Source organism: Blastococcus sp. HT6-4 (genome assembly GCF_039679125.1).
Taxonomy (GTDB): Bacteria; Actinomycetota; Actinomycetes; order Mycobacteriales; family Geodermatophilaceae; genus Blastococcus; species Blastococcus montanus.
In genome coordinates this window covers 1,122,030-1,145,207 of record NZ_CP155551.1, presented here as the reverse complement: position 1 = coordinate 1,145,207, position 23,178 = coordinate 1,122,030, and the positions used below count along the sequence as shown (strand labels likewise).

Below are 23,178 nucleotides of genomic sequence, written 5' to 3'. Positions count from 1 at the left end.
GGGGTGAGCCCTTCCGCTGCCGCGGTCGACCAGCGCGCCGGTCCGCCGCCCTCCCCGGCGGTCTGGTGCTCCGGGCTGCGCAAGCGGTACGGGCGGCAGACCGCCGTGGCCGACGTCTCCTTCACCGTGGGCCGCGGCGAGGTGCTCGGGCTGCTGGGCCCCAACGGTGCGGGGAAGACCAGCGTCATCAAGATGCTGCTGGGCCTGGTGCGGCCCGATGCCGGCGAGGTGCTGCTCCTCGGGCGGAAGTCCTCCGACCCCCGCTCCCGCGCCGCCGTCGGGTACCTCCCCGAGCTCTTCCGGTACCAGCCGTGGCTGACCGCGGCCGAGGTGCTCGACCTGCACGTGAAGCTGTCCCGCATCGACGTGCCCGCCGAGGAGCGCCGCGAGTGCCTCGCGCTCGTCGGGCTCGCCGACCGCGCCGGCGACCGGGTCGGTGGGTTCTCCAAGGGCATGCAGCAGCGCCTGGGGCTGGCCGTCGCCCTGGTCGCCCGCCCGGAGCTCGTCGTCCTGGACGAGCCGACCAGCGCGCTGGACCCGATCGGCCGGGTCGACGTCCGCGACCTCGTGCTCTCGCTGAAGTCGCGCGGCGTCGCGGTGCTCCTCAACTCGCACCTGATCGGTGAGGTGGAGCGCGTCTGCGACCGGGTGGTGATCCTCGACCGGGGCCGGGTGGCGGCGTCCGGGACGCTGGCCGAGCTGCTCGGGCAGCGCGAGGTACGGCTGCGGCTGGCCGGCGTGGACGCCCGGACCGAGGACCGGCTGCGGGCGGCCGGGGCACTGACCCGGAGCGGCGACTGGTTCACCGTCCAGCTCACGGCGGACGACGACGGCGTCACCGTGCCCGACCTGGTGCGCGACCTCGTCGGCCTCGGCGTCCGCGTGCACGCCGTCGAGCCGGTGCGGATCAGTCTCGAGGAGCGACTGCTCGCCGTCCTCCGGCACGAGGAGCCCACGCCTGAGGAGGCCGCCCCGTGATCGCGCTGACCATCGCGGGGCTCACCCTGCGCGAGGCGTCCCGGCGCAAGGTGGTCTGGGCGCTGCTGGCGCTGACGGTGGTCCTGCTCGCGCTCAGCGGCTGGGGCTTCTCGAGGCTGATCGGCCTGGACACCGAGCTGGGCACGCTGACCAGCGGCGAGGCCCGCCTCGTCGCCTCGCTGCTGCTGAACCTGATCATGTTCGGGTTCAGCCTCATCGCGGCGATCGGCACGGCGTTCCTGGCCGGGCCCACCCTCGCCGGCGAGGTGGAGTCGGGGCAGGCACTGGCGATGCTCGCCCGCCCGGTCCGCCGGTCGTCGGTGCTGCTCGGCAAGTGGCTCGGCCTGCTCACGTTCGGCTGCGGCTACGTCGTCCTGGCCGGCCTCGCCCAGCTGCTCATCGTGCGGGCGGTGGTCGGCTACTGGCCCCCGGCGCCCGCCACCGGGCTGGCGCTGCTCGCGGCCGAGACCGTCGTCCTGCTGACCCTGGCCCTGCTGCTGTCCAGCGTCGTCTCGCCGATGGCGTCGGGCATCGTCGCGGTCGGGCTGTTCGGGGCGACGTGGGTCGCGGGCGTGGTCGGCGGGATCGGCGGGGCGCTGGGCAACGAGGGCGTCGAGCGGGTGGGCGCCGTGTCGCGGATCCTGCTGCCCACCGACGGCCTGTGGCGCGGCGCGATGAACGCCTTCCAGGACCCGATCTCGCTGATCCAGATGGGCCCCGGCGAGGGCGGCTTCCCCTTCTTGGCCGAGGGCCCGCTGACGCCCGCGTACCTGGCGTGGGCCGCGCTGTGGGTCGCCGTGATCTGGGGACTGACCGCGCTGTCCTTCCAGCGTCGCGACATCTGACGCCACCCCGCCGCCACCACTAGGCATACGAGGCAATGCCTATGGTTCGGGCGCCGAAACCATAGGCATTGCCTCCTATGCCTGGGCGGGGGACTAGCGTCGGACGCGCTATGAGCGCTCTGCCTGCACCCACCGAGTCCGCCGTCCGCCGCGCCCTGGTGCGCGCCGAGCGAGGCGTTGCCCTGGACGCGACCGAGGCCGAGACGCTGCTGCACGCCCGTGGCCTCGGCGAGGGCGACCCGCTGGACCGGCTGCTCACCGCCGCCGGCCGGGTGCGCGACGCGGGTCTGGCCAGCGCCGGGCGGCCGGGCGTCGTCACCTACAGCCGCAAGGTGTTCATCCCGCTCACCCACCTGTGCCGTGACCGCTGCCACTACTGCACCTTCGTGACGACGCCCGGGCAGCTGCGGGCGCAGGGCAAGGCCCCCTACCTCTCCCCCGACGAGGTGCTCGACATCGCCCACGCCGGTGCCGCGCTGGGCTGCAAGGAGGCGCTGTTCACCCTCGGCGACCGGCCCGAGGAGCGCTGGCCGGTCGCGCGCGAATGGCTGGAGGCGCACGGCTTCGACTCGACGCTGGGCTACCTGCGGGCGATGGCGATCCGGGTGCTGGAGGAGACCGGGCTGCTCCCCCACCTCAACCCCGGTGTGCTCACCTGGGAGGAGATCCAGCGGCTCAAGCCGGTCTCCGCGTCGATGGGGATGATGCTGGAGACGACGGCGACGCGGCTGTGGTCGGAGCCCGGCGGCCCGCACTACGGCAGCCCCGACAAGGAACCGGCCGTCCGGCTGCGGGTGCTGGAGGACGCCGGTCGCTCCGCCGTCCCCTTCACCACGGGTGTGCTGCTGGGCATCGGCGAGGACTACGCCGAGCGGGTCGACGCCGTCCTGCGGATCCGGGCCGCGGCGGCACGGCACGGGCACGTGCAGGAGGTCATCGTCCAGAACTTCCGCGCCAAGCCACGCACCGCGATGCAGGCGTACGACGACCTGGAGCTGCAGGAGTACGTCGCCGCGGTCGCCGTCACCCGGCTGCTGCTGGGCCCGAAGGCGCGGGTCCAGGCGCCGCCGAACCTGTCGGACTCCACCGAGCTGGGCCTGCTCCTGCGCGCCGGCGTCGACGACTGGGGCGGCGTCAGCCCGCTGACCCCCGACCACGTCAACCCGGAACGCCCCTGGCCGAACATCGACAAGCTCGCGGCGCTGAGCGCCGAGGCGGGCTTCGAGCTGCGCGAGCGGCTGACCGCCCAGCCCGGTTACGTGCTGCAGCCGGAGCCGTGGCTGGACCCGCGGGTGCGCCCGCACGTCGCCGCGCTGGCCGGGCCGGACGGCCTGGCCGTCGAAGGGCGGATCCCCGCCGGTCGGCCGTGGCAGGAGCCCGACGAGTCGTGGACGGCTGTCGGCTCCGGGGTGGGCCGCACCGATCTGCACGTCGAGGTCGACACCGTCGGGCGGACCACCGACCGGCGCAGCGACTTCGACGCCGTCTACGGCGACTGGTCGGAGCTCCGCGACCGCACGACGTCGGCCCGCGACGGGCGCTCGACCGCGCTGGCCGCCGGTGACCGCGAGGTGCTGGCGGCGCTGCTGCACGCCGAGCAGGACCCGGCCGGGCTGACCGACGCCGAGTACCTGGCGCTGCTGGGCGCAGACGGCACGGATCTGGAGGCCCTGACAGGGCTCGCGGATGCCGTCCGCGCCGACGTCAACGGCGACGACGTCACCTACGTCGTGAACCGGAACATCAACTTCACCAACGTCTGCTACACCGGTTGCCGGTTCTGCGCGTTCGCCCAGCGGCGCACCGACGCCGACGCCTACACGCTGTCGATGAGCCAGGTCGGCGACCGGGTCGACGAGGCGTGGGCGGCCGGCGCCACCGAGATCTGCATGCAGGGCGGCATCCACCCCGACCTGCCGGGCACCGCCTACCTCGACCTGGCCCGCGAGGTGAAGCAGCGGCAGCCGGGCATCCACCTGCACGCGTTCTCACCGATGGAGATCGTCAACGGCGCGGCCCGCACCGGGCTGTCGTTCCGCGACTTCCTCACCGCGCTCAAGGACGCCGGGCTGGACTCGATCCCTGGCACCGCGGCGGAGATCCTCGACGACGACGTCCGCTGGGTGCTCACCAAGGGCAAGCTGCCGACGGCGACCTGGCTGGAGATCATCGGCACCGCGCACGAGGTCGGCATCCCGACGACGTCGACGATGATGTACGGCCACGTCGACACCCCGGCGCACTGGGTCGGGCACCTGCGCACCCTCGCCGCGCTGCAGGACCGCACCGGCGGGTTCACCGAGTTCGTGCTGCTGCCCTTCGTGCACCACAACTCCCCCATCTACCTGGCCGGGGTCGCCCGCCCCGGCCCGACGGTGCGGGAGAACCGGGCCGTCCACGCCGTCGCCCGCCTGCTGCTGCACGGGCGCATCCCCAACATCCAGACCTCGTGGGTGAAGCTCGGCGACGCCGGCACCCAGGCGGTGCTGCAGGGCGGGGCCAACGACCTCGGTGGCACGCTGATGGAGGAGACGATCAGCCGGATGGCCGGCAGCGAGAACGGCTCGCTGAAGACCATCGCCGAGTTGGAGGCGATGGCCGCCGCGATCGGCCGGCCCGCCCGTCAGCGGACCACCGAGTACGGCACCCCGTCGGCCGAGCGGCTGGCGACCGCCCGCTCCGACGAAGGCCGCCGCCGGCTCGACCTCTCGATCACCCCGCGCTAACGCCCTCCGGGGCGGTCTCGGAGCGCAGGCCCCGCGACCGGGCGAGCCACAGGGCCGCCGCGCACGGGAGCGCGACCAGGAGGACCTCGGTCGTGACCACGGGCGGTGCCGTCGCGTAGTCCTGGCTGTGGCCGTAGGCGAGGGCTCCGACGACGCCGAGCGCCGCACCGAGCGGCAGGTACCAGGCGGCGCGCTTCACCGAGGGCCGGGCCGCCGGCCGGCCGGAGAGGAAGCCGGCGTAGGCGGCGAGCGCGCCGCCCAGCCCGGCCAGCGCCATGAGCACGACCGCGAGCACGGCTCCGGCGACCGGGTAGCTCCCGTCGAGCTCGAACCAGCGGCTGAACAGCGGGGTCAGCAGTTCGACGACCACGAGGTAGCCGACGACGAGCGCTGCGCCGCCGGCCAGCAGGGCGACGCCCGTCCCCGCCCACCGGTCGCGAGGGCGGGGTCCCCAGCCGCGGGCGGCGACCGCGTCTCGCGCGAAGGTCTCGACGTCCGCGAGCAACGCCCGCGGGGGAACGCCGTCGTCGGCGGCCGCGCGAAGGTCGGTGCGCACCTCCGCGAGCAACTCGGCCCGGCGGCGTCGTGGAACGCGCAGCCGCCGCAGCTCCCGGTCCAGCGCGCGGATGGCGGCGCTGACCTCGTCGGACGGCGGCGGGTTCTCAGGAGTGGACACGCGGAGTGACCTCCGGATCGGGAAGTGCCCCTGCGGTGGCGAGCAGGGTGCGGACGGATGTGGTGGTGGCGTCCCATTGCTGGGCCCACTCGGCCAGTGCGGCACGTCCCGCGGCCGAGACGGAGAAGACCTTCCGCGGCGGGCCGCTGGGACTGGGCTCGACCTGCTCCTCCACCAGCCCCTGCCGGCGGAGCCTGCCCATCAGCGGGTAGACGGTGCCGTAGCCGACGCCCTCGATGCCGTGCCGCTCGAGGAGGACGACGAGCTCGTAGGCGTGCGTCGGCGTGCGGGCGAGCAGCGCGAGCAGGCAGGTGTCGAGCACGCCCCGGAGCAGCTGGGTCCGGCGGTCGGGATCCGGTGTCATGCGAGACAAGGTAGCGGAGCTATCGGGCGCCGCCTAGTACCTCGTCCCCGGCGCGTTCGCCTCGACCTTGCCGGTCTCCGTTCACGCCTGGCACTCTGCCGCCCGTGGCGCTCCTGCGAACGGTCGACGCACCACCGAGGTCCTGGCGGTCGGTCGTCGTCCTGGCCGCGTGCGTCGTGGTCGCGGTGGCGCCCTACCTGGCCGGCGTGCTGATCCCCTACTACGTCAACGACCTCGACGCGCTGCCACTGGCCGAGGTGGCGAGCGGCGCCCACGACCCCAAGGACCTGTGGCCGCAGGGAACCCTCGGCGGCCTCGCGCAGCTGGGCGGTCTCCTCTCCCTGTCGCTGACCCCGATCGTGCTGCTCGCCGTCGGAGGGATCAGCGCGGCAGCGGCCGTGCAGGAGTGGCACACCCTGCCCGTGGCCCGCCGGGCGCCCCGACCGGTCGCGGTCGCCTGCGTCGTGGTCACGCTCGTCTGCGTCGCCCTGCTGGCCTGGTTCTTCACACCGACGGCGTCGGCGCTGATGACCTGGCGCATGGACTGACCCGCCGGAGAGCTCCCAACTCCACTGCGACGTCGGACGTCCGCCGATAGGTTCCGCCGGTGCGGATCGCGGCCATCTCCGACGTCCACGGCAATCTGCTCGCGCTCGACGCGGTGCTGGCCGACCTCGCCGGCCAGTCCGTCGACGTCGTCGTCGACCTGGGCGACCTGCTGTCCGGCGCGGCGCAGCCGCGGGAGACCCGACGGATCCCGGTCCGCCGCACGACGGGATCCCGGTGGGCCGGAGCGGTGTCCCGCTCCGGCCCACCGGGGTCAGCCGTGCGTCACGGCGCCGGGTAGCGGACGACGTACTGCGGCTGCCCCTGGGTGCTGCTGTCCGACCGGCCACCGACGTCGTTGACCACGTGCTCGATCACGCCGACGCCGTCGAGGTGCACGGTCATGACGTGGTGCAGCTGCACGCCCGGCGTCTCGGGCACCTCGAACCCGTGCTCCGTGGTGATCCCGGGAGCGGCGTTGCGCTGGTAGCCGTACACCCCGCCGCCGTACAGCCGGTGCCGCTGCACGTCGTCCCCGACCTTGTAGCCCGCCCAGCCGAGCGTGCCGTCCGGCTCCTGCCAGTCGGCCTGCGACGGCGGGTCGTAGGGCAGCTCGTTCTGGTACAGCACGACGGTCCCGTCCTCGCCGTTCCAGATGGTGTTGTGCTCCTGGAAGTGCTCGACGAACAGGCCGGTCGCGGTGACCCGGTCCCCGTTGATGACGGCGCCGTTGCGGCCGGTGTTGATCTGCCAGCGGTCGGTGTCACCGAGGTAGCCCTCGGTGAAGTCCTCGACGCCGTGGTCGGCGCGCCACACCCAGGTGTGGTCGATGAGGACGTCGTCGCTGTTGACCTGGAGCGCGATGTCGGCCTTGCCGATGTGCGGCCCGCCGACGCGGAAGTAGACGTCCGACAGCGTCGTCGGGTTCGCCGGGTCGGACTTCCCGCCGTTGCCGTGGGGCTTGCCCACCTGCAGCAGCACCGGTGACTCCTCCGTCCCGGCGTCGACGGTCACCCCGGCAACGACGGCCCCGGGGACGTCGGCGATCGTCAGCGGCGTCGCGCCACCGACCGCGGTCAGGGTGGCCTGCCCGAGGCCGAGGACGACGGTGCCGGCCCGCTTCACCGCGATGCTCTTCTCGATGTCGTAGACGCCCGGCGTCAGGAGCAGGTGCTTGCCGCGGGCCAGCTGGTTGTTGATCTCCTGCACCGAGCTCGCCGGCGTCGCGACGAAGAACTCGGTGAGCGGGATCGTCCGACCCGGCGTCGCCCCGTCGGCCCAGGTGGTGCCGGCCGATCCCGTCCGGGCCGACGGCACCCGGACGCCGTAGCGGCCGTCGTCGTCGACGAACAGGTACGGCTTCTCCCGGCTCACCGGGGTCGTCTCGAGGGTCGTGTACGGCGGGTCGGGGAACGTCGCGTCGTCCGGCGCACCGACGACGCCGGAGAAGACCTGGTTCCAGACTCCGTTGGACCAGCCGGCGACGACGCTGTTGCGGGTCAGCCACTGCTGCTGGGACCCGTTGATGACGAACGGCAGGTCCGAGTCGGCGATGAACCCGCCGCTGGCGTACTGCGGTCCGGCGGTGCAGTAGTCCATCAGGGACAGGTTCGCGCCGGTGATGCCCACCCGGCGCATGGAGACCGCCTGGGACACGGCCCAGAAGTTGGCCGTCGCGCGGCACCCGTCCTGACCGGTGCCGTTCACGGCGATGGTCAGGTTCGACACCGTGCGCCAGAAGTTGTTCAGCGCGATGCAGTTGCTGGTGCCGCCGTCGTCCAGGCAGCGGTTGTAGACCTCGACCTTGCCGTTGATGACGACGTCGGTCGGCTGCTCCCCCAGGCCGGTGATCTCGGTGTAGTAGCCGACCTTGATCTGCAACGGCTCCGTCGCGGTGCCGTACACCCCCGGCAGGAAGAGGTAGGCGTACCGCTCGGAGCCCATCTCGTTGTCCCGCTGCCGCTCCCACGTCGTGTCGAGGACCGCCTGGATCTCGCTCACCGGCATGCTCGGGTCGAAGACGGTCACGTTCGGGCCCAGGTCGGGGGAGATCGCGCTCGTCGTGGGCGGGGGCGCGGCGGTGGCCACGCCCGCGGTCGCCGGCGCGACCAGGAGGGCGACGGCCACGGCCAGTGCACCCCCGAGGCGGCGGAACGGGGGGCGGGAACGCGGGAGCCGGGCAGGGGATGTCGTCATGGAGATCCTCGTCGTCGGGGATCGACCCTGCTGTGAGCCGGGTCACCGTCACGTGCAGCGTAGGAGCCGGCGACGGACTGTCAAGAAGCCAGGTGGCCGCCGGCACGCACCGCCTGCGGGCCCCGTCGAACGCCGGACCGCCCTGGTGGAGCGGTGCGCCCGGACGGTCCGGGATCTCGTTAGCCTCGGCCCATGGGGTACTTCGGGACGCTCGTCTACAGCGAGGGACGCTGGCGCACGGGACGGCCGACCGCGGTCCCGTTCCTGATGGTCGACGTGCACGACAGCGACATCGCAACCGTGGACTACCGCGCGGCCGACGCGACCGGGGGCCGCTTCTTCCTCGGTCACGAGCCCCGCGTCTACTTCGACGAGCCCGACGCCTCGGCGCCGGTCGACACCGACGCCGAGGCCGCGGGCTTCGCCCGGTGGGTGCGTGACGCCGTCGGCACCGAGATCGAGCCGACGGAGGTGCGGCGGCTCATGGCCTCGCCCGACGGGGCACCGCCCACCGACGAGGTCGTCGAGCACACCGTCGAGCGACTGCTCGTCCTCTCCGGCCTCCCGGTGCCCGAGTGGCCGACGGACGAGGACATGCCCGCCGGCTGAACCGCTCAGCTCAATCGCTGCCGGAGGGCCACCGTGACCTGCTCACCGGCGCGGGACTTGCCGGTCGCCTTGCACAGCGCGGCCCGCAGCGGCAGCCAGTGCGGGCCCTCGCCCGACGGCATGAGGGTGGCGGCGAACTCGTGCCCGTCGATCGTCCCGGTCACCTTCACCGCCCGGCGCGTACCCAGCACGTCGGCGGAACCGGGGACGGTGACGAAGGTGGCGAACGCGCCGTCCTTCTCGATCGGCGCGGTGAAGGTCAGGTCGAGGGGCTGCGCTGGTGTGGTCACGGCAGAGTGGACCGACCCGGCCCGCGGAACTCATCGCGCCTCGGCACGTGGTTCGCAGATCGTGCCACTGGCCGCACGGAAGCCATGGCGCGGTGTGCCTTCGCCGGGTGCGGGTAGCGAGCGACGGTGCGAGCCATCACCTACACCTCCCCCGGCGGTCCCGACGTCCTGCAGCTGACCGACCGCCCCGTCCCGGAGCCCGGTCCCGGCGAGGTGCGCGTGCGCGTGGCTTTCTCCGGCGTGAACCCCACCGACTGGAAGTCCCGCAGCACGGCCCAGCCCGGCCCGGACGGCCAGGTGCCGAACCAGGACGGCTCCGGCACGGTCGACGCCGTCGGCCAGGGCGTGGACCCGGCGATGCTCGGGCAGCGGGTGTGGATCTGGGAGGCCGCCTGGCAGCGGCCGTGGGGCACCGCCGCCGAGTTCACCGTCGTCCCCGCCCGGCACGTCGTCCTGCTCGGCGCCGACCCGTCCTTCGAGCTCGGGGCGGCGCTGGGCATCCCGTTCCTCACCGCGCACCGCTGCCTGACCGTCGCCGAGTCGCTGCCCGACCGGCTGGGGCCCGGCTCGCTCACCGGCTCCACCGTGCTGGTGCAGGGCGGGGCGGGGGCGGTCGGCAATGCCGCGATCCAGCTGGCGCGCTGGTCCGACGCCACGGTGATCGCCACGATCAGCAGCCCGCAGAAGGCGCAGCTCGCCGCGGCCGCCGGGGCCGACCACGTCGTGAACTACAAGGAGCAGGACGTCGTCGCCGAGGTCCGCAAGGTCGCACCGAAGGGCGTGGACGCGATCGTCGAGGTGTCCGCCGCGGTCAACGCCGGGGTCGACGCCCAGGTGATCGGCATGCACGGAGCGGTCGCCATGTACGCCGACGACGGCGGCGCGGAGGTGACCGTTCCGGTGCGCGCGCAGATGGGGCCCAACGCCCGCTGGCAGTTCGTGCTCGTCTACACCGAGCCCGAGCGGTCCAAGGTGCTCGGCATCGAGGACGTCACCACCGCCGTCGCCGACGGCGCGATCCGCGTCGGCGAGGACGCCGGCCTGCCCCTGCACGTGTTCGGCCTGGCCGAGACCGCGCAGGCGCACCAGGCGGTGAAGGACGGCGCCGTCGGGAAGGTGCTGATCGACGTCACCCGCTGAGCGTCGTCGGACGGACGGTGCTGTTCCGCCGGATAGCGTGACCCGGTGACCGACTTCCCCGCGCGTCCGCAGTCCTCGCTCGACCGGCTCGCCGACGGGTTCGTCGAGAGCTACGCCGCCTCGAAGCCGACCGTGGCCACCTACATCGGCGTTCGCGGGCACGAGGACCGGTGGCCCGACCTGAGCACCGACGGGCACGAGGCCCACGCGGACCTGCTGCGCCGGACGCGGGCCCAGGTCGAGGCGGTCGAGCCGGCCGACCGGCGCGACGAGGTGGCGCGCAGCGCCATGCTGGAGCGGATCGGCGCCGAGCTCGACCGGTACGACGCCGGCTACGCCCAGGCCGACCTCAACACGATCAACAGCCCGCTGCAGGACTTCCGCGAGGCGTTCGACCTGATGCCGACCGAGAGCGAGGAGGACTGGACGACGGTCGCCGTCCGGCTGGCGGCCATGCCCGCCGCCCTGCTGCGCTACGCGCGCGGCCTGGACGACGCCGCCGACCGGGGCCACGTGTCGGCCGCCCGCCAGGTGCAGCTCGCCGCCCAGCGGGCCCGGCAGTGGGCCGGCACCCCGGAGGCCCCGGGCTTCTTCACCCGCCTCGTCCAGGAAGCCTCCGTCCCGGCCCGGAGCCCGCTGGGCCGCGACCTGGCCGACGCCGCGGAGCGGGCCTCCGGCTCCCTGCACGGGTTCGCCGGGCACCTCGAGCGCGTGCTGCTGCCGCTGGCACCAGAGGCCGACGGCGTCGGCCGCGACCGGTACCTCCTGGAGTCGCGTTTCCACACCGGCGCGCGGCTGGACCTCGACGAGACCTACGACTGGGGCTGGGCCGAACTCGCGCGGATCGTCGCGGAGAAGGAGCAGCTCGCCGAGGAGATCGCGCCGGGCCAGGGGGTGGCCGGTGCCATGGCCGTGCTCGACGCCGACCCGGCCCGGATCATCCGCGGCCGCGACGCCCTGCAGGAGTGGCTGCAGGAGACGGCCGACCGGGCGGTCGCCGCGCTCGACGGCGTGCACTTCGACATCCCCGAACCCGTCCGCCGGATCGAGGGGCGGCTCACCCCGACGTCGGGGGAAGGCGTGTACTACAGCGCCCCGACCGAGGACTTCAGCCGGCCCGGCCGCATGTGGTGGTCGCTGCCCGAGGGCGTCACCGACATGACGACCTGGCGCGAGACCACGACGGTGTTCCACGAAGGAGTCCCCGGCCACCACCTGCAGATCGGCCAGACCATCCACGACGCGGCCCGCTTCAACCGCTGGCAGCGGTTGCTGTGCTGGTGCCCGGGCAGCGCCGAGGGCTGGGCGCTGTACGCCGAGCGGCTGATGGGCGAGCTCGGGTTCCTGGCCGATCCCGGCGACCGGCTGGGCATGCTCGACGCCCAGGAGCTGCGGGCGGCGCGGGTGGTCCTCGACATCGGGCTGCACCTGGACCTGCCCATCCCCGCCGGCGCCGCCGCGGGCACCCGGTGGGACTACGACGTCGCCCTCGCCTTCCTCCGCGCGCACGTGAGCATCGACGACGCGATACGGGTCGACGAGCTGCACCGCTACCTCGGCTGGCCCGGCCAGGCGGCGGTCTACAAGGTCGGGGAGCGGGTCCTGCTCACCTGCCGCGAGGAGGCCCGGAAGCGAGCCGGGGACGCGTTCGACCTCAAGCAGTGGCACCGCCAGGTGCTCGAGCTGGGCCAGCTGGGCCTGGACCCGCTGGCCGCGGAGCTCGCCCGCCTGTGAGTGCGGTCCAGCCGCCGGCGACGGAGGGTGGGCGTCAGCCGACGCCGAGGTCCCGGGCGATGAGCATCCGCTGCACCTCGCTGGTGCCCTCGCCGATCTCCAGGATCTTCGCGTCGCGGTAGAACCGGCCCACCGGGAACTCGTTCATGAACCCGTAGCCGCCGTGCACCTGGGCGGCGTAGCGGGCGTTGTCCATGGCGACCTCGGAGCTGTAGAGCTTGGCGATCGACGCCTCGCGCTTGAACGGCTCCCCGCGCAGCATCTTCTCCGCCGCCCGGTAGTAGGCCAGCCGCGCGGTCGAGGCCCGGACCTCCATGTCGGCGATCATGAACTGGACGGCCTGGTTCTTCCCGATCGCCTGCCCGAACGCCTCGCGCTCACCGGCGTACTTCACCGATTCGTCCACGCACCCCTGGGCGAGCCCCACCGAGAGCGCCGAGATCGCGATCCGGCCCTCGTCGAGGATCGAGAGGAACTGCGCGTACCCGCGGCCGCGCTGCCCGACGAGGTTCTCCTCGGGCACCCGGCAGTCGTCGAAGAAGAGCTCACGGGTGTCGGAGGCGTTCCAGCCGACCTTCGAGTACCGCTGCCCGACGGTGAACCCGGGCGTGCCCGAGGGCACGATGATCGCCGAGATCTCCTTCTTGCCGTCGGGCTTCGTGCCGGTCACCGCGGTCACCGTGACCAGCGACGTCAGGTCGGTGCCGGAGTTGGTGATGAATGCCTTGGAGCCGTTGATCAGCCAGTGCCCGTCCTCGAGCCGGGCGGTCGTCCGCGTCGCCCCGGCGTCCGAACCGCCGCCGGGCTCGGTCAGGCCGAAGGCGCCGAGCGCCTCACCGGCGCACAGCCGGGGCAGCCACTCCTGCTTCTGCTCCTCGGTGCCGAACCGGTAGATCGGCATGGCGCCCAGGGAGACGCCGGCCTCGACGGTGATGGCCATCGACGAGTCGACCCGGGCCAGCTCCTCCAGGGCCACGCAGAGGTCGAAGTACGTGCCGCCCGAGCCGCCGTACTCCTCGGGGAACGGCAGGCCGAACAGGCCCAGCTCCCCCATCTGCCGCACGATCCCGGTCGGGAACTCGTCCCGCTCGTAGAACTCCCCGATCTGCGGGGCGATCACCTCGCGGGCGAACTCCCGGACGGTCGTCCGCAGGGCCTCGGTCTCGTCGCTGAGCCGGTAGTCCAACATCAGTTCTCCTGCTGCTCAGGCGCGGCCGCCACCGGGGTCACCAGGGCCACCCGCTCGTCCAGCGCGACCGTCCGGCCCGCCGTCACACCGAGCTCGGTCACCGTCCCCGCGATGGGGGCGGTGAGCACGTGCTCCATCTTCATCGCCTCGACGACGAGCAGCGGGGTTCCCGCCTCCACCTCGTCGCCCACCGACGCCTGCACCACCGTCACGGTGCCGGGCATCGGCGAGGTCACGACGCCGTCGCCCGCGGCCTTCCCGGACGACGACGCCAGCCGCTCGTGCTCGCGCAACGCGGTCACCCGCCCGCCCGCGGCCAGCCACACCGTGCCGCCGTGGTGCACCAGCGCGTAGGACGACGTCCGACCGTCGACCGTCACCGTCAGCCGGTCGCCGTCGCGCACCGCCCGGGCGGAAGCCGGCTCCGCGTCGCCCACGGCCACCTCGGCGCTCCCCGACCGGCCGCGGACCCGCACGGTCACCGGGTCGGCGCCGGGAGCCTGCAGCTTCCGCATCGTCCAGGCCGGCTCACCCAGCCGCCAGCCGTCGGGCACCGACCAGCGGTCCACGAGCGGTCCCGCGGGCTCGGACTCGACGAGCAGCGCGAGCGCTGCGGCGGCGTAGACGTGCGCCGACGGCTCCGCGACGGCCGTGAGGTCCTCGCCGCGGCGCTCGATGAGCCCGGTGTCCAGCCGCCCGGCGACGACGTCGTCGTCGGTGAGCAGCGCCCGCAGGAACGCCGCGTTCGTGGTCACGCCGAGGACCGCGGTCTCCCCGAGGGCGCCGACCAGGCGTGCCCGGGCGGTCTCCCGGTCCGGCGCCCAGGCGATGACCTTGGCGAGCATCGGGTCGTAGTCGGTGCCGACGACGGAGCCGACCGCCAACGAGCTGTCCATCCGGACGCCGGGGCCGGAGGGCTCGGCGAGGCCGAGCACGGTGCCCGCCTGCGGCAGGAAGCCCCGGGCCGGGTCCTCGGCGTAGAGCCGCGCCTCGATCGCGTGCCCGTCGAGCGAGACGTCGCTCTGGCCGATCGGCAACCGCTCACCGGCGGCGATGCGGATCTGCTGCTCGACCAGGTCCAGGCCGGTGACGCACTCGGTGACGGGGTGCTCGACCTGCAGCCGGGTGTTCATCTCCAGGAAGAAGAAGTCGCGCGGCCGGTCGGCGTCGACGATGAACTCGACCGTTCCCGCGCCGGTGTAGCCGACCGCCTTGGCCGCCTCGACCGCCGCCCCGCCCATCGCCGCCCGCATCGACGTGTCGAGCAGCGGCGACGGCGCCTCCTCGATCACCTTCTGGTGCCGGCGCTGCAGGCTGCACTCCCGCTCACCGAGGTGGATGACGGTGCCGTGCGAGTCACCGAGCACCTGCACCTCGATGTGCCGCGAGTTGCCCACGTACCGCTCGACCAGCAGCGTGTCGTCACCGAAGGAGCCGCGCGCCTCGCGCCGGGCGCCGGCGATCGCGTCGGGCAGCTCGTCCTTGGTGCGCACCACCCGCATGCCCTTGCCGCCGCCGCCCGCGCTCGGCTTGAGCAGCACGGGGAAGCCGGCCGCCACCGCCGCGTCGGCGACCTCTGCGTCGGTCATGCCGGGCTCGGACCGGCCGGGGACCACGGGCACGCCCGCGGCCACGACCGTCTGCTTGGCGCGGATCTTGTCGCCCATCGCCTCGAGCGCCGCGACGGGCGGGCCGATGAAGACGATCCCCGCCTGCTCGCAGGCCCGGGCGAACTCGACGTTCTCGGACAGGAAGCCGTACCCGGGGTGGATCGCCTGGGCGCCGGTGCTCCCCGCCGCCGCGAGCACCCGCTCGATCGACAGGTAGCTCTGCGCGGCCGGGGCCGGCCCGAGGCGGACGGCGACGTCGGCCAGCCGGGTGTGCAGCGCACCGGCGTCGGCGTCGCTGAACACGGCGACCGAGCGGATGCCCATCTCCCGCAGGGTGCGGATCACGCGGACGGCGATCTCGCCGCGGTTGGCGACCAGGACGGTGTCGAACATGGGAGCGGCCTCTACATCCGGAAGACGCCGTAGCCGACGTCCTCCAACGGGGCGTTGGCACAGGCGGAGAGAGCCAGGCCGAGAACGGTGCGGGTCCGGGCGGGGTCGATCACGCCGTCGTCCCAGAGGCGGGCGGTGGCGTAGTACGGGTGCCCCTGGGCCTCGTACTGCTCGCGGATGGGCTCCTTGAACGCCTCTTCCTCGTCCGCCGGCCACTCCTCGCCGCGGGCCTCGATCCCGTCCCGGCGGACGGTCGCCAGCACCGAGGCCGCCTGCTCCCCGCCCATCACCGAGATGCGGGCGTTCGGCCACGTGAACAGGAACCGGGGCGAGTACGCCCGGCCGCACATCGAGTAGTTGCCCGCGCCGAAGGAGCCACCGATGACGACGGTGAGCTTCGGTACCCGGGCGCAGGCGACGGCGGTGACCATCTTGGCGCCGTGCTTGGCGATGCCGCCGGCCTCGTAGTCGCGCCCCACCATGAACCCGGTGATGTTCTGCAGGAACAGCAGCGGGATCTTCCGCCGGTCGCAGAGCTCGATGAAGTGGGCGCCCTTGAGCGCGGACTCGGCGAACAGCACGCCGTTGTTGGCCACGATCCCGACCGGGTGCCCGTGCAGCCGGGCGAAGCCGGTCACCAGCGTCTGCCCGTACAGCGGCTTGAACTCGGCGAACCGGCTGCCGTCGACCAGCCGGGCGATCACGTCGCGGACGTCGTAGGGCGTGCGCGGATCCGGCGGCACGACCTCGTAGAGCGACTCCGGCGGGTGCAGCGGCTCCTCGACCGGCTCGACGTCCCACGGCCGGGGATCCCGCGGGCCGAGGGTGCCCACGATCTGCCGCACGATCTGCAGCGCGTGCGCGTCGTCGTCGGCCAGGTGGTCGGTGACGCCGCTGACCCGGCTGTGCAGGTCTCCCCCGCCGAGGTCCTCGGCGGTGACCACCTCACCGGTCGCCGCCTTCACCAGCGGGGGGCCGCCCAGGAAGATCGTGCCCTGCTCGCGCACGATGACCGCCTCGTCGCTCATGGCCGGGACGTAGGCGCCGCCGGCGGTGCACGAGCCGAGGACTGCGGCGATCTGCGCGATCCCGGCCTTGGAGAGGTTGGCCTGGTTGTAGAAGATCCGGCCGAAGTGCTCGCGGTCGGGGAAGACCTCGTCCTGCATCGGCAGGAAGGCGCCCCCGGAGTCGACCAGGTAGATGCAGGGCAGCCGGTTGTGCAGCGCCACCTCCTGGGCGCGCAGGTGCTTCTTCACCGTCATCGGGTAGTACGTGCCGCCCTTGACGGTGGCGTCGTTGGCGACGACGACGCACTCCCGCCCGGCGACCCGCCCGATGCCGGTGATGATCCCCGCGGCCGGCGCCTCGCCGTCGTAGAGGCCGTGCGCGGCCAGCGGCGAGAGCTCCAGGAACGGGCTGCCCGGGTCGAGGAGCGCGTCGACCCGCTCGCGGGGCAGCAGCTTGCCGCGGTCGGTGTGCCGGGCCCGGGCGCGCTCACCCCCGCCGAGGGCCACCCGCCGCAGCTGGCCGTGCAGGTCGGCGACCAGGCCGGCGTGCGCGGCGGCGTTGCGGGCGGCCGCCCCGGGGTCGGCCACGGAAGCTCGGGGAAGCGCCGGTGCATCCACGTCGAGGAGGTTAACCGGCGTTCACACTTCTGGTCCACCCATCGGCGTCCTGAGGTGAACGACCGTTCACCCCGGGGCTAGCATCGGTCGCATGACGTCGGCCGGCTCGCGGGCGGTCCCCGGTGCGGACGCACGGGACACGGCCCTGATCGCCGACACCGGGCGCCCCTCCCGCCGGGAGCAGATCCTGCAGGCGGCCGCGCAGCTGTTCGCGGAGCGCGGCGCCCGCGCGGTGGGGGTCGACGACGTCGGCGCCGCCGTCGGCGTCACCGGGCCGGCCATCTACCGGCACTTCGCGAGCAAGGACGCCATGCTCGCCGAGATGCTCGTGCGCATCAGCCAGCGGCTGGCCGACGGCGCCCGCGAACGGATCGCCGCGGCGGGCCCGGAGCCCGTGGCCCAGCTGCGGGCCCTGATCGACTTCCAGGTGGAGTTCGCCCTGGACAACCCGGCGCTGATCGTCGTCCACGACCGCGACCTGCCGTCGCTGCCCGAGGCGGACGCCGCACGGGTCCGCCGGCTGCAGCGGCGCTACGTCGAGGAGTGGGTGGCGGTGCTCGCGCGGCTGCACCCCGGTGACGAGCCGAGCGCCTGCCGGACGCGCGCGCACGCCGTCTTCGGCCTGATCAACTCGACGCCGCACAGCGCCGGCCGGCTGGGCCGCGCCGCGACCGGTGAGCTGCTCCGGCGGATGGCCTGGGCCGCCGCGACCGGCTGAGCGGCGCCGCGGATCAGCTCCCGGGGAGGGGCGGCACGGGGAGGGACAGGCCGTCGGAGGCGACCTTGTCCAGCGCCGCCGGGGTGCCCGCTGCGGCGGGATCGGCCCATGAGCTCTCCACGATCGTCACGCTCGGGCCGGAGACCGCACTGGCGTACTGGGCCGACGAGAGCCGCGCGGGCCCGCCGTCGTAGGTGACCCCCTCGCGCAGCAGGTCGCTGACGTTGCCGCTGCCGTCGGTGTCGGCGAGCGCGCGCAGGTCCCGGGCGATGGCGGTGCCGGGCATCGTCACCCGCGACACCGAGACGACGACGGGCGCGCCGTCGACCGTCGCGGAGTACAGCGCCCGCGACAGGCCGGTGCAGTCGGTGGCGGCCAGGAAGCCCGCCACCTCCCCGTAGGCGTGTCCGGCGCACGTGTCGTCGACCTGCACCGCCTCGGCGGTGTAGCCCGTGCCGTCGACGGTCACGACCTCGCCCACCGCCGGGCCGGGAGCCGCCGTGCCCGGGACCTCGGCCGCGCCGCCCCCGCCGTCGGTGGTCGTGCCACCGCCGGTCAGCAGCCAGACGCCGACGCCGCAGACCAGGACCAGCGCCACCAGCGCCGCGACCAGCGGCGCCGGCCAGCGGCGCCTCCCGCCGTCGGGCCGCTCGTCGCCCCGCCCCGACGCCGTGGCTCCCCAGGCCGGGGACAGCGGCGGCCGCGCCGGCGGCTCCTCGGCGGGCTGGGCAGCGGGCTGGACCGCGGGAAGGACGGCGGTGCGGGGCGGCCGGGGCGGCTCCGGGGCCGGCCGACCGGCAGCAGGTCCGGGGGCGGCATCCTCGCCGGACCGGGCGAACAGCCCCCCGATCCCCTCGTCACCGGGCCCCGCCCGGGGTCCGTCCACCTCGACGGTGTCGCGCTGCACGGTCAGGTCCGGCCTCGGCCCGGCGGGCGCGGCGGCGGCCACGGCGGCCGCGTGCGCCGAGGCCACGGAGGCCGCCACCGCCCGGGCCACCGCGGTGGCGCTGAGCGGGTCCCCGGAGTGATCCCCGGGCGCCTCGCCGGCCCGCGCATCCGGCGCCGACTGCGGGCGCGGCGCCGGGGAGGCGGCCATCGCGGCGGGGGTGATCAGCTGCGGACGGCGCAGCACGTACGGCGAGTACGGGAACGCCTCCCCGTTGAACTCCTCGACCGTGGGCCCGCGGCCGGGCAGCTCGAGCGCCTCGAGTGCCGCCCGGACGTCCGCGGTGGTCCACAGCCGTGGGTTGTCGACGCCTGCGTGCCGGGAGGCCCGGGCGATGCCGAGCAGCAGCGACCGCGGATCCAGGGTGGCCACCTGGTCCCCCTCGCCCAGGTCGCCGTCGGCGGGCACCAGGCCGGTGACCTCGCCGACGAGGACCGTGAGGCGGGCGATCCGGCCGGGTTCCAGGCCGGCGCGCCGCAGCCTGACCGCGACGTCCATGCCGGCCCGCATCAGCCCGTCGAGCGGGGTCGAGCCGCCACCGGCGAGCTGCAGCACCTGGCTCGGGCCGCCCTCGGCGGCGATGGTCCAGGGCCCTTCCGGCGTGGCGGTCACGACGCCGGACTGGCGCTGCACCTCGGCGATCCGGATCACGGCGATGCCCTCGGGCACGAGCAGCACCGCGTCGGACTGACGGCGGCCCAGCGGGCCGTCGATCAGCGGCAGGGAGGCCACGACGGCGGCACGGACCGAGGCGCCGGTGCCCCACCGGGCGAGCTCGCCGAAGAGGGCACGCTCCCCCGCCGTCTGCAGCGGCGCCGGGGTCAGGGCAAGCACGTCGTCCTCCGGGCGGATCGGATCTGCGGTCAGGGCCGGCGTCCGTCCGGACGTGGCCCGGGACACCGGTGGGGCGCCAGGCCCCCGTGACGCTCTTCCGACGCTACGTCATCGACACGGGTCGCCCCGGCCCGTCCGCGCCGGGGCGGCGGGTCAGACGGCGGCCGGCTCCGGGACCCCTGCCGACTCCTCCGCGGACCGCCAGCGGGCCAGCAGCGAGCTGCGCTCGAGCGCGTCGACGGCGGCCCAGAGCGCGGCGAAGCCGATGGCCACCGGCAGCGCCGACCACCAGCTCCACGGCGGCAGCAGGCCGAGGAGCTCCAGCGGGAAGGCCACCCCGTAGACGCCGGCGACGACGCCCCACGCCGCGGCCCAGCCGGGGATGCGCCGGGTGACGGCGACGTCGACCAGCACGGCGCCGACCAGGAGGACCACCGGCAGCACCGACGGCGGGAACCCGGTGGCCACCAGGCCCAGCCACATGACGCCCCGGTAACCCAGGTAGACGACGGTGATCACCGTGGCGGTCCAGCGCAGACCCACCATCTTGCGGGCCACCACGAGCGAGAGCAGGCCGGCGCAGATCATCCAGGCCGGGTGCACCCACGGCGGCACCGGCAGCATGAACATCGTCGGGGTCTGGCCCTGCGAGGCCGCGAAGTCCAGCAGCTGCGGCTCCGCCGTCGTCCGCCCGGCCTCGTAGGCCTCCAGCGACAGGACGCCGTACTCCTGGTGCTGGTTGGGGAAGAGCGCGTTCTCGACGAAGAACAACCACAGGCCGAGGGAGACGAGGTCGCGGACCCGGCCGGGTGCGGCGTGGAGCCACCAGCCCCGCAGCGCCCCGGCCAGCATGATCGCCGTCCCGATGTAGAGCAGCGCGTGGCTGGGGCTCCAGCTGGTGATGTCCAGGCCGTTGAGCCGGTGGTTCACGATGTCGATCGGGACGGCGACGAGGAACAGGCCGATCCCGGCCTGCATCAGCCGCAGCGCGCGGCGGTCGACGCCGTAGCCGCTGTAGCTGTGGAACAGCACCAGGACGACGACGGCGGCGGTGCCCACGGTGTTGAGCAGGTGCGGGGGCGCGAGGTCGTCGCGCAGCCACTTGAAGTGCCAGGAGACGTCCCAGGACGAGCCGAGCATCTTCAGCAGGAAGGCCGCCAGCCAGGCGGTGTAGATCCAGCGCAGCTCGGTCTGCGTGGTGCCGCGACCGGGCCGGCCCGGGGTCATGTAGGCGGCCCACAGCCACCTCACCAGGGCCACCGGGTGGCGCAGGCCGGCGCCGAGCGTGCCCGGGGCCGCCGGCACGGGGGTCGCGGCGGCGGGTGCGGGAGCAGAAGACACGGGCAAGGCTTCCTGACGTGGGACGTTCGGGCGACCCTAGCCGTGACCCGCGCCGATTCCGACGCAATCGGACCGCGCCGCCGTGCCCGGTGCGCCGGGCCTGGACACGCGGGGCCTTCGGGGCGCCCGGGACACCTGGTGCGTACTGTCGGCCGACGTGGCGGAGAGCACGGGACACCTGGTCTGGATCGACTGCGAGATGACCGGGCTGGACCTCACGAAGGACAGGCTCATCGAGGTCGCGGTGCTGGTCACCGACTCCGAGTTGAACGTGCTCGACCCGGGGCTGGACCTGATCATCTCCGCGGACGACGCCGACCTCGACGGCATGACGGAGTTCGTCGCCGACATGCACGCCAAGTCGGGGCTCACCGACGCCGTCCGGGCGGCGACGCTCACCGTGGCCGAGGCCGAGCAGCAGATCCTCGCCTACGTGAAGCGCTTCGTGCCCGAGCGCCGCACCGCCCCGCTGTGCGGCAACTCGATCGGCACCGACCGGGGCTTCCTCGCCCGCGACATGCCGGAGCTCGACGACCACCTGCACTACCGGATGGTCGACGTCTCCTCGGTCAAGGAGCTGGCCCGCCGCTGGTTCCCCCGCGTGTACTACGCGCAGCCGCCGAAGGGGCTGGCGCACCGGGCGCTGGCCGACATCATCGAGTCGGTGCGGGAGCTGGCGTACTACCGGCGCACGCTGTTCGTCGCCGCCCCCGGGCCGAGCAGCGACCAGGCGAAGAAGGCCGCCGACCAGGTGGTGGGGTCCTTCGCCGGCCTGCTGTCGGCCGGGGACGCCGACACGGTCTGACCTCCGGACTCCCCCGGCGGGCCGTCCGGCGGCCTCCGGTATCGTTGCCCCGTTCCCTCCGGGCGCCTGCGTCCGGGCGGAGGCACGGTGGGTGTAGCTCAGCTGGTAGAGCACCAGGTTGTGATCCTGGGTGTCGCGGGTTCAAGTCCCGTCACTCACCCCATGCAGGGAGGCCCTGGTCGGTTCGCCGTCCAGGGCCTCCCCCGTTCCCGGCCCGCGCCGGGGCGAGATCACGCCGGTGCACCTCCCGCGGCAGGGCGGTCACGACTCGCCCGGCGGTGCGCGCCCGCCCCGGCCTGCCCGCCGGGCCTGGGGCGCCCGGTGGGGCGCGGTGCCCGGACGGCACCGCGCCCCACCGGGCACGGATCAGTCACCCAGCTCGGTGAGCAGCTGCCGCATCTCCTCGATCTCCTGCTTCTGGATCTCGCTGATCGAGCGAGCGAGGTCGACGGCCCCGGGGTTCCGGCCGTCCTCGATCTCGGTCTGCGCCATCTCGACGGCGCCCTCGTGGTGCTCGATCATGGCGTCGAGCCACATGCGGTCGAAGTCCCGACCGGTCGCCGGCATGTCTTCCATGTCCATGCTCATGCCACCGTCCATGCCCATGCCACCCGTGTCCCCTGACCCGTGGTCCATGCCGCCCATGTGGCCGGACTCCTCGAGCGGCTGGCCCCACTCCTCGAGCCAGCCGGTCATGAGGTCGATCTCCGGATCCTGGCCTGCTTCGATCCGCTCGGCCAGGTCCACGACCCGGGGATCGGAGGCGCGGTCGATGGCGACCGCGGACATCATGAGCGCGCCCTCGTGGTGCGGGATCATCTCCTGGGCGAACGCGACATCGGCGTCGTTGAACTCCGCGCTCTGATCGGCGGAGCTGCCGTCGGTCGCGGTGCTGCCGGTGGCGGAGGTCTCCGCGGTGTCCGAACAGCCGGCGAGGACGACGACGGCGGCCATCAGCCCACCGGTGAGGCGGACGAGGCGAGTGCTGGTGCGGGTCACGCTGGGTCTCCTGTCTGAGGGATGTAGGCATGCGTGCGGACCCCGGAACAGCGGAGCTCTCGGGGTGCAGCGCCGGCCTAGATCCGCAGGAGACAGAGAGCGGAGAGAGCGGGTGGTCGAGGCTGCCGCGACCACCCGCGGGGCCAGCGGCAAGGCGTGGGCGAGCCGCGGACGAGCGGGACCGCCAGGCCTCGGCGGAGCACCAGGGCCCCGAGGGACGTCAGCCCCGCGAGCAGAACCGCGAGGCACACAGCCAGGACGTGGGCGTCGTGCCACGGGGCGGGCAGGCCGCTGGACCCGGTAGCACCTGCGTCTCCTGCCCCGTGTGTGTCAGGAACGTGCCCGTGGTCGGGCATCGCATCGCCGACGGCACCGACATGGGCGGACGATGCGGATGCACCGACCGAGGCAGCCGGGCCGAACGACGGGGACCCGTGCTCCAGGGTCCACCCCGTGGCCACGCATTGGACCCCGTGCATGGCGAAGACAGCGGCCAACAGCAGCAGCGCCGCCCAGAGCCGTGCCATCAGGACCACCTCCCCCGTACGACCGTACGACGGCCTGTCCGGCGCATCCGGGAAGGCGCTCGGCCCCTGGCCGGGACGCCGACTCCG

General features: G+C 73.9%; 21 protein-coding genes and 1 tRNA gene. 11 read left to right on the top strand and 11 right to left on the bottom strand.

The genetic code is table 11. From position 1 onward, the window contains the following. The first annotated feature begins 3 nt into the window (after positions 1-3). The 3 genes from ABDB74_RS05655 to ABDB74_RS05645 all read left to right on the top strand — a co-directional run bounded on the left by ABDB74_RS05655 (position 4) and on the right by ABDB74_RS05645 (position 4,549). The gene (locus tag ABDB74_RS05655) at positions 4-978 is read left to right on the top strand and encodes an ABC transporter ATP-binding protein (protein ID WP_346622423.1); all 975 of its coding nucleotides are present in this window, start codon (positions 4-6) and stop codon (positions 976-978) included. Next, on the top strand, positions 975-1,823 hold the full coding sequence (locus tag ABDB74_RS05650; protein WP_346622422.1) for an ABC transporter permease subunit: 849 nt from the start codon (positions 975-977) through the stop codon (positions 1,821-1,823). Before ABDB74_RS05655 ends, ABDB74_RS05650 begins: the two co-directional genes overlap by 4 nt. A gap of 110 nt (positions 1,824-1,933) precedes the next feature. Beyond that, entirely contained in the window at positions 1,934-4,549 is a 2,616-nt protein-coding gene (locus ABDB74_RS05645) for a bifunctional FO biosynthesis protein CofGH (protein ID WP_346622421.1), read from the top strand. On the opposite strand, the gene ABDB74_RS05640 is transcribed toward ABDB74_RS05645, so the two are convergent. Together ABDB74_RS05640 and ABDB74_RS05635 are read right to left on the bottom strand one after the other, a co-directional pair. Further along, positions 4,536-5,225, bottom strand: coding sequence for a hypothetical protein (locus ABDB74_RS05640; RefSeq protein WP_346622419.1), 690 nt, complete (start codon positions 5,223-5,225; stop codon positions 4,536-4,538). The genes ABDB74_RS05645 and ABDB74_RS05640 overlap by 14 nt on opposite strands. Continuing rightward, positions 5,212-5,589 (bottom strand): PadR family transcriptional regulator, encoded by a 378-nt coding sequence (locus ABDB74_RS05635; protein WP_346622418.1) that lies wholly within the window; start codon positions 5,587-5,589, stop codon positions 5,212-5,214. The genes ABDB74_RS05640 and ABDB74_RS05635 overlap by 14 nt, the downstream gene beginning before the upstream one ends. A 104-nt stretch (positions 5,590-5,693) precedes the next feature. Here ABDB74_RS05635 and ABDB74_RS05630 point away from each other — a divergent pair, with 104 nt between their 5' ends. Both ABDB74_RS05630 and ABDB74_RS05625 read left to right on the top strand, forming a co-directional pair. Continuing rightward, positions 5,694-6,137 carry a hypothetical protein gene (locus ABDB74_RS05630; RefSeq protein ID WP_346622416.1) on the top strand — a complete coding sequence of 148 codons (444 nt, stop codon included), beginning with the start codon at positions 5,694-5,696 and terminating at the stop codon, positions 6,135-6,137. Between the two features lie 59 nt (positions 6,138-6,196). Next, a complete protein-coding gene (locus tag ABDB74_RS05625) occupies positions 6,197-6,436 on the top strand; it encodes a metallophosphoesterase (RefSeq protein WP_346622414.1) in 240 nt (79 codons plus the stop codon). Here ABDB74_RS05625 and ABDB74_RS05620 read toward each other — a convergent pair. Next, positions 6,421-8,331: a glycosyl hydrolase family 28-related protein gene (locus tag ABDB74_RS05620; RefSeq protein WP_346622413.1), complete on the bottom strand. Its 1,911-nt coding sequence runs from the start codon at positions 8,329-8,331 to the stop codon at positions 6,421-6,423. The two genes, ABDB74_RS05625 and ABDB74_RS05620, sit on opposite strands and share 16 nt — an antisense overlap. 192 nt (positions 8,332-8,523) lie before the next feature. Here ABDB74_RS05620 and ABDB74_RS05615 point away from each other — a divergent pair, with 192 nt between their 5' ends. After that, on the top strand, positions 8,524-8,940 hold the full coding sequence (locus ABDB74_RS05615; RefSeq protein ID WP_346622411.1) for a hypothetical protein: 417 nt from the start codon (positions 8,524-8,526) through the stop codon (positions 8,938-8,940). A gap of 5 nt (positions 8,941-8,945) precedes the next feature. On the opposite strand, the gene ABDB74_RS05610 is transcribed toward ABDB74_RS05615, so the two are convergent. After that, positions 8,946-9,230, bottom strand: coding sequence for a DUF1905 domain-containing protein (locus ABDB74_RS05610; protein WP_346622410.1), 285 nt, complete (start codon positions 9,228-9,230; stop codon positions 8,946-8,948). Between the two features lie 126 nt (positions 9,231-9,356). Between ABDB74_RS05610 and ABDB74_RS05605 the strand changes: the two genes are divergently transcribed. Together ABDB74_RS05605 and ABDB74_RS05600 are read left to right on the top strand one after the other, a co-directional pair. Further along, positions 9,357-10,370 (top strand): NADPH:quinone reductase, encoded by a 1,014-nt coding sequence (locus ABDB74_RS05605; protein ID WP_346622409.1) that lies wholly within the window; start codon positions 9,357-9,359, stop codon positions 10,368-10,370. A gap of 45 nt (positions 10,371-10,415) precedes the next feature. Beyond that, positions 10,416-12,104, top strand: a complete 1,689-nt coding sequence (locus ABDB74_RS05600; protein ID WP_346622408.1) for a DUF885 domain-containing protein — start codon at positions 10,416-10,418, stop codon at positions 12,102-12,104. Positions 12,105-12,138: 34 nt separating this feature from the next. Here ABDB74_RS05600 and ABDB74_RS05595 read toward each other — a convergent pair whose 3' ends face one another. The 3 genes from ABDB74_RS05595 to ABDB74_RS05585 are packed head-to-tail and all read right to left on the bottom strand — an operon-like array spanning position 12,139 to position 16,921. Next, positions 12,139-13,293, bottom strand: coding sequence for an acyl-CoA dehydrogenase family protein (locus ABDB74_RS05595; protein ID WP_346622407.1), 1,155 nt, complete (start codon positions 13,291-13,293; stop codon positions 12,139-12,141). Next, a complete protein-coding gene (locus tag ABDB74_RS05590) occupies positions 13,293-15,296 on the bottom strand; it encodes a biotin carboxylase N-terminal domain-containing protein (RefSeq protein WP_346622406.1) in 2,004 nt (667 codons plus the stop codon). Before ABDB74_RS05590 ends, ABDB74_RS05595 begins: the two co-directional genes overlap by 1 nt. An 11-nt stretch (positions 15,297-15,307) precedes the next feature. Next, positions 15,308-16,921: a carboxyl transferase domain-containing protein gene (locus tag ABDB74_RS05585; RefSeq protein WP_346622404.1), complete on the bottom strand. Its 1,614-nt coding sequence runs from the start codon at positions 16,919-16,921 to the stop codon at positions 15,308-15,310. A 91-nt stretch (positions 16,922-17,012) separates the two neighbouring features. Here ABDB74_RS05585 and ABDB74_RS05580 point away from each other — a divergent pair, with 91 nt between their 5' ends. Beyond that, a complete protein-coding gene (locus ABDB74_RS05580) occupies positions 17,013-17,639 on the top strand; it encodes a TetR/AcrR family transcriptional regulator (RefSeq protein WP_346622403.1) in 627 nt (208 codons plus the stop codon). A 13-nt stretch (positions 17,640-17,652) separates the two neighbouring features. Here the strand turns inward: ABDB74_RS05580 and ABDB74_RS05575 are convergent, their stop codons facing one another. Together ABDB74_RS05575 and ABDB74_RS05570 are read right to left on the bottom strand one after the other, a co-directional pair. Next, positions 17,653-19,419, bottom strand: coding sequence for a hypothetical protein (locus tag ABDB74_RS05575; protein WP_346622401.1), 1,767 nt, complete (start codon positions 19,417-19,419; stop codon positions 17,653-17,655). Positions 19,420-19,572: 153 nt separating this feature from the next. Next, positions 19,573-20,760 carry a hypothetical protein gene (locus ABDB74_RS05570; RefSeq protein ID WP_346622399.1) on the bottom strand — a complete coding sequence of 396 codons (1,188 nt, stop codon included), beginning with the start codon at positions 20,758-20,760 and terminating at the stop codon, positions 19,573-19,575. A gap of 157 nt (positions 20,761-20,917) precedes the next feature. On the opposite strand from ABDB74_RS05570, the gene orn reads away from it, so the two are divergent. Further along, entirely contained in the window at positions 20,918-21,565 is a 648-nt protein-coding gene (gene orn / locus ABDB74_RS05565; RefSeq protein ID WP_346622398.1) for an oligoribonuclease, read from the top strand. A gap of 87 nt (positions 21,566-21,652) precedes the next feature. Next, positions 21,653-21,728: transfer RNA gene (locus ABDB74_RS05560), tRNA-His, on the top strand. A 203-nt stretch (positions 21,729-21,931) separates the two neighbouring features. On the opposite strand, the gene ABDB74_RS05555 is transcribed toward ABDB74_RS05560, so the two are convergent. Both ABDB74_RS05555 and ABDB74_RS20665 read right to left on the bottom strand, forming a co-directional pair. After that, entirely contained in the window at positions 21,932-22,564 is a 633-nt protein-coding gene (locus ABDB74_RS05555) for a DUF305 domain-containing protein (protein WP_346622396.1), read from the bottom strand. A gap of 77 nt (positions 22,565-22,641) precedes the next feature. Then, the gene (locus ABDB74_RS20665) at positions 22,642-23,091 is read right to left on the bottom strand and encodes a hypothetical protein (protein ID WP_407062152.1); all 450 of its coding nucleotides are present in this window, start codon (positions 23,089-23,091) and stop codon (positions 22,642-22,644) included. Positions 23,092-23,178 lie beyond the last annotated feature (87 nt).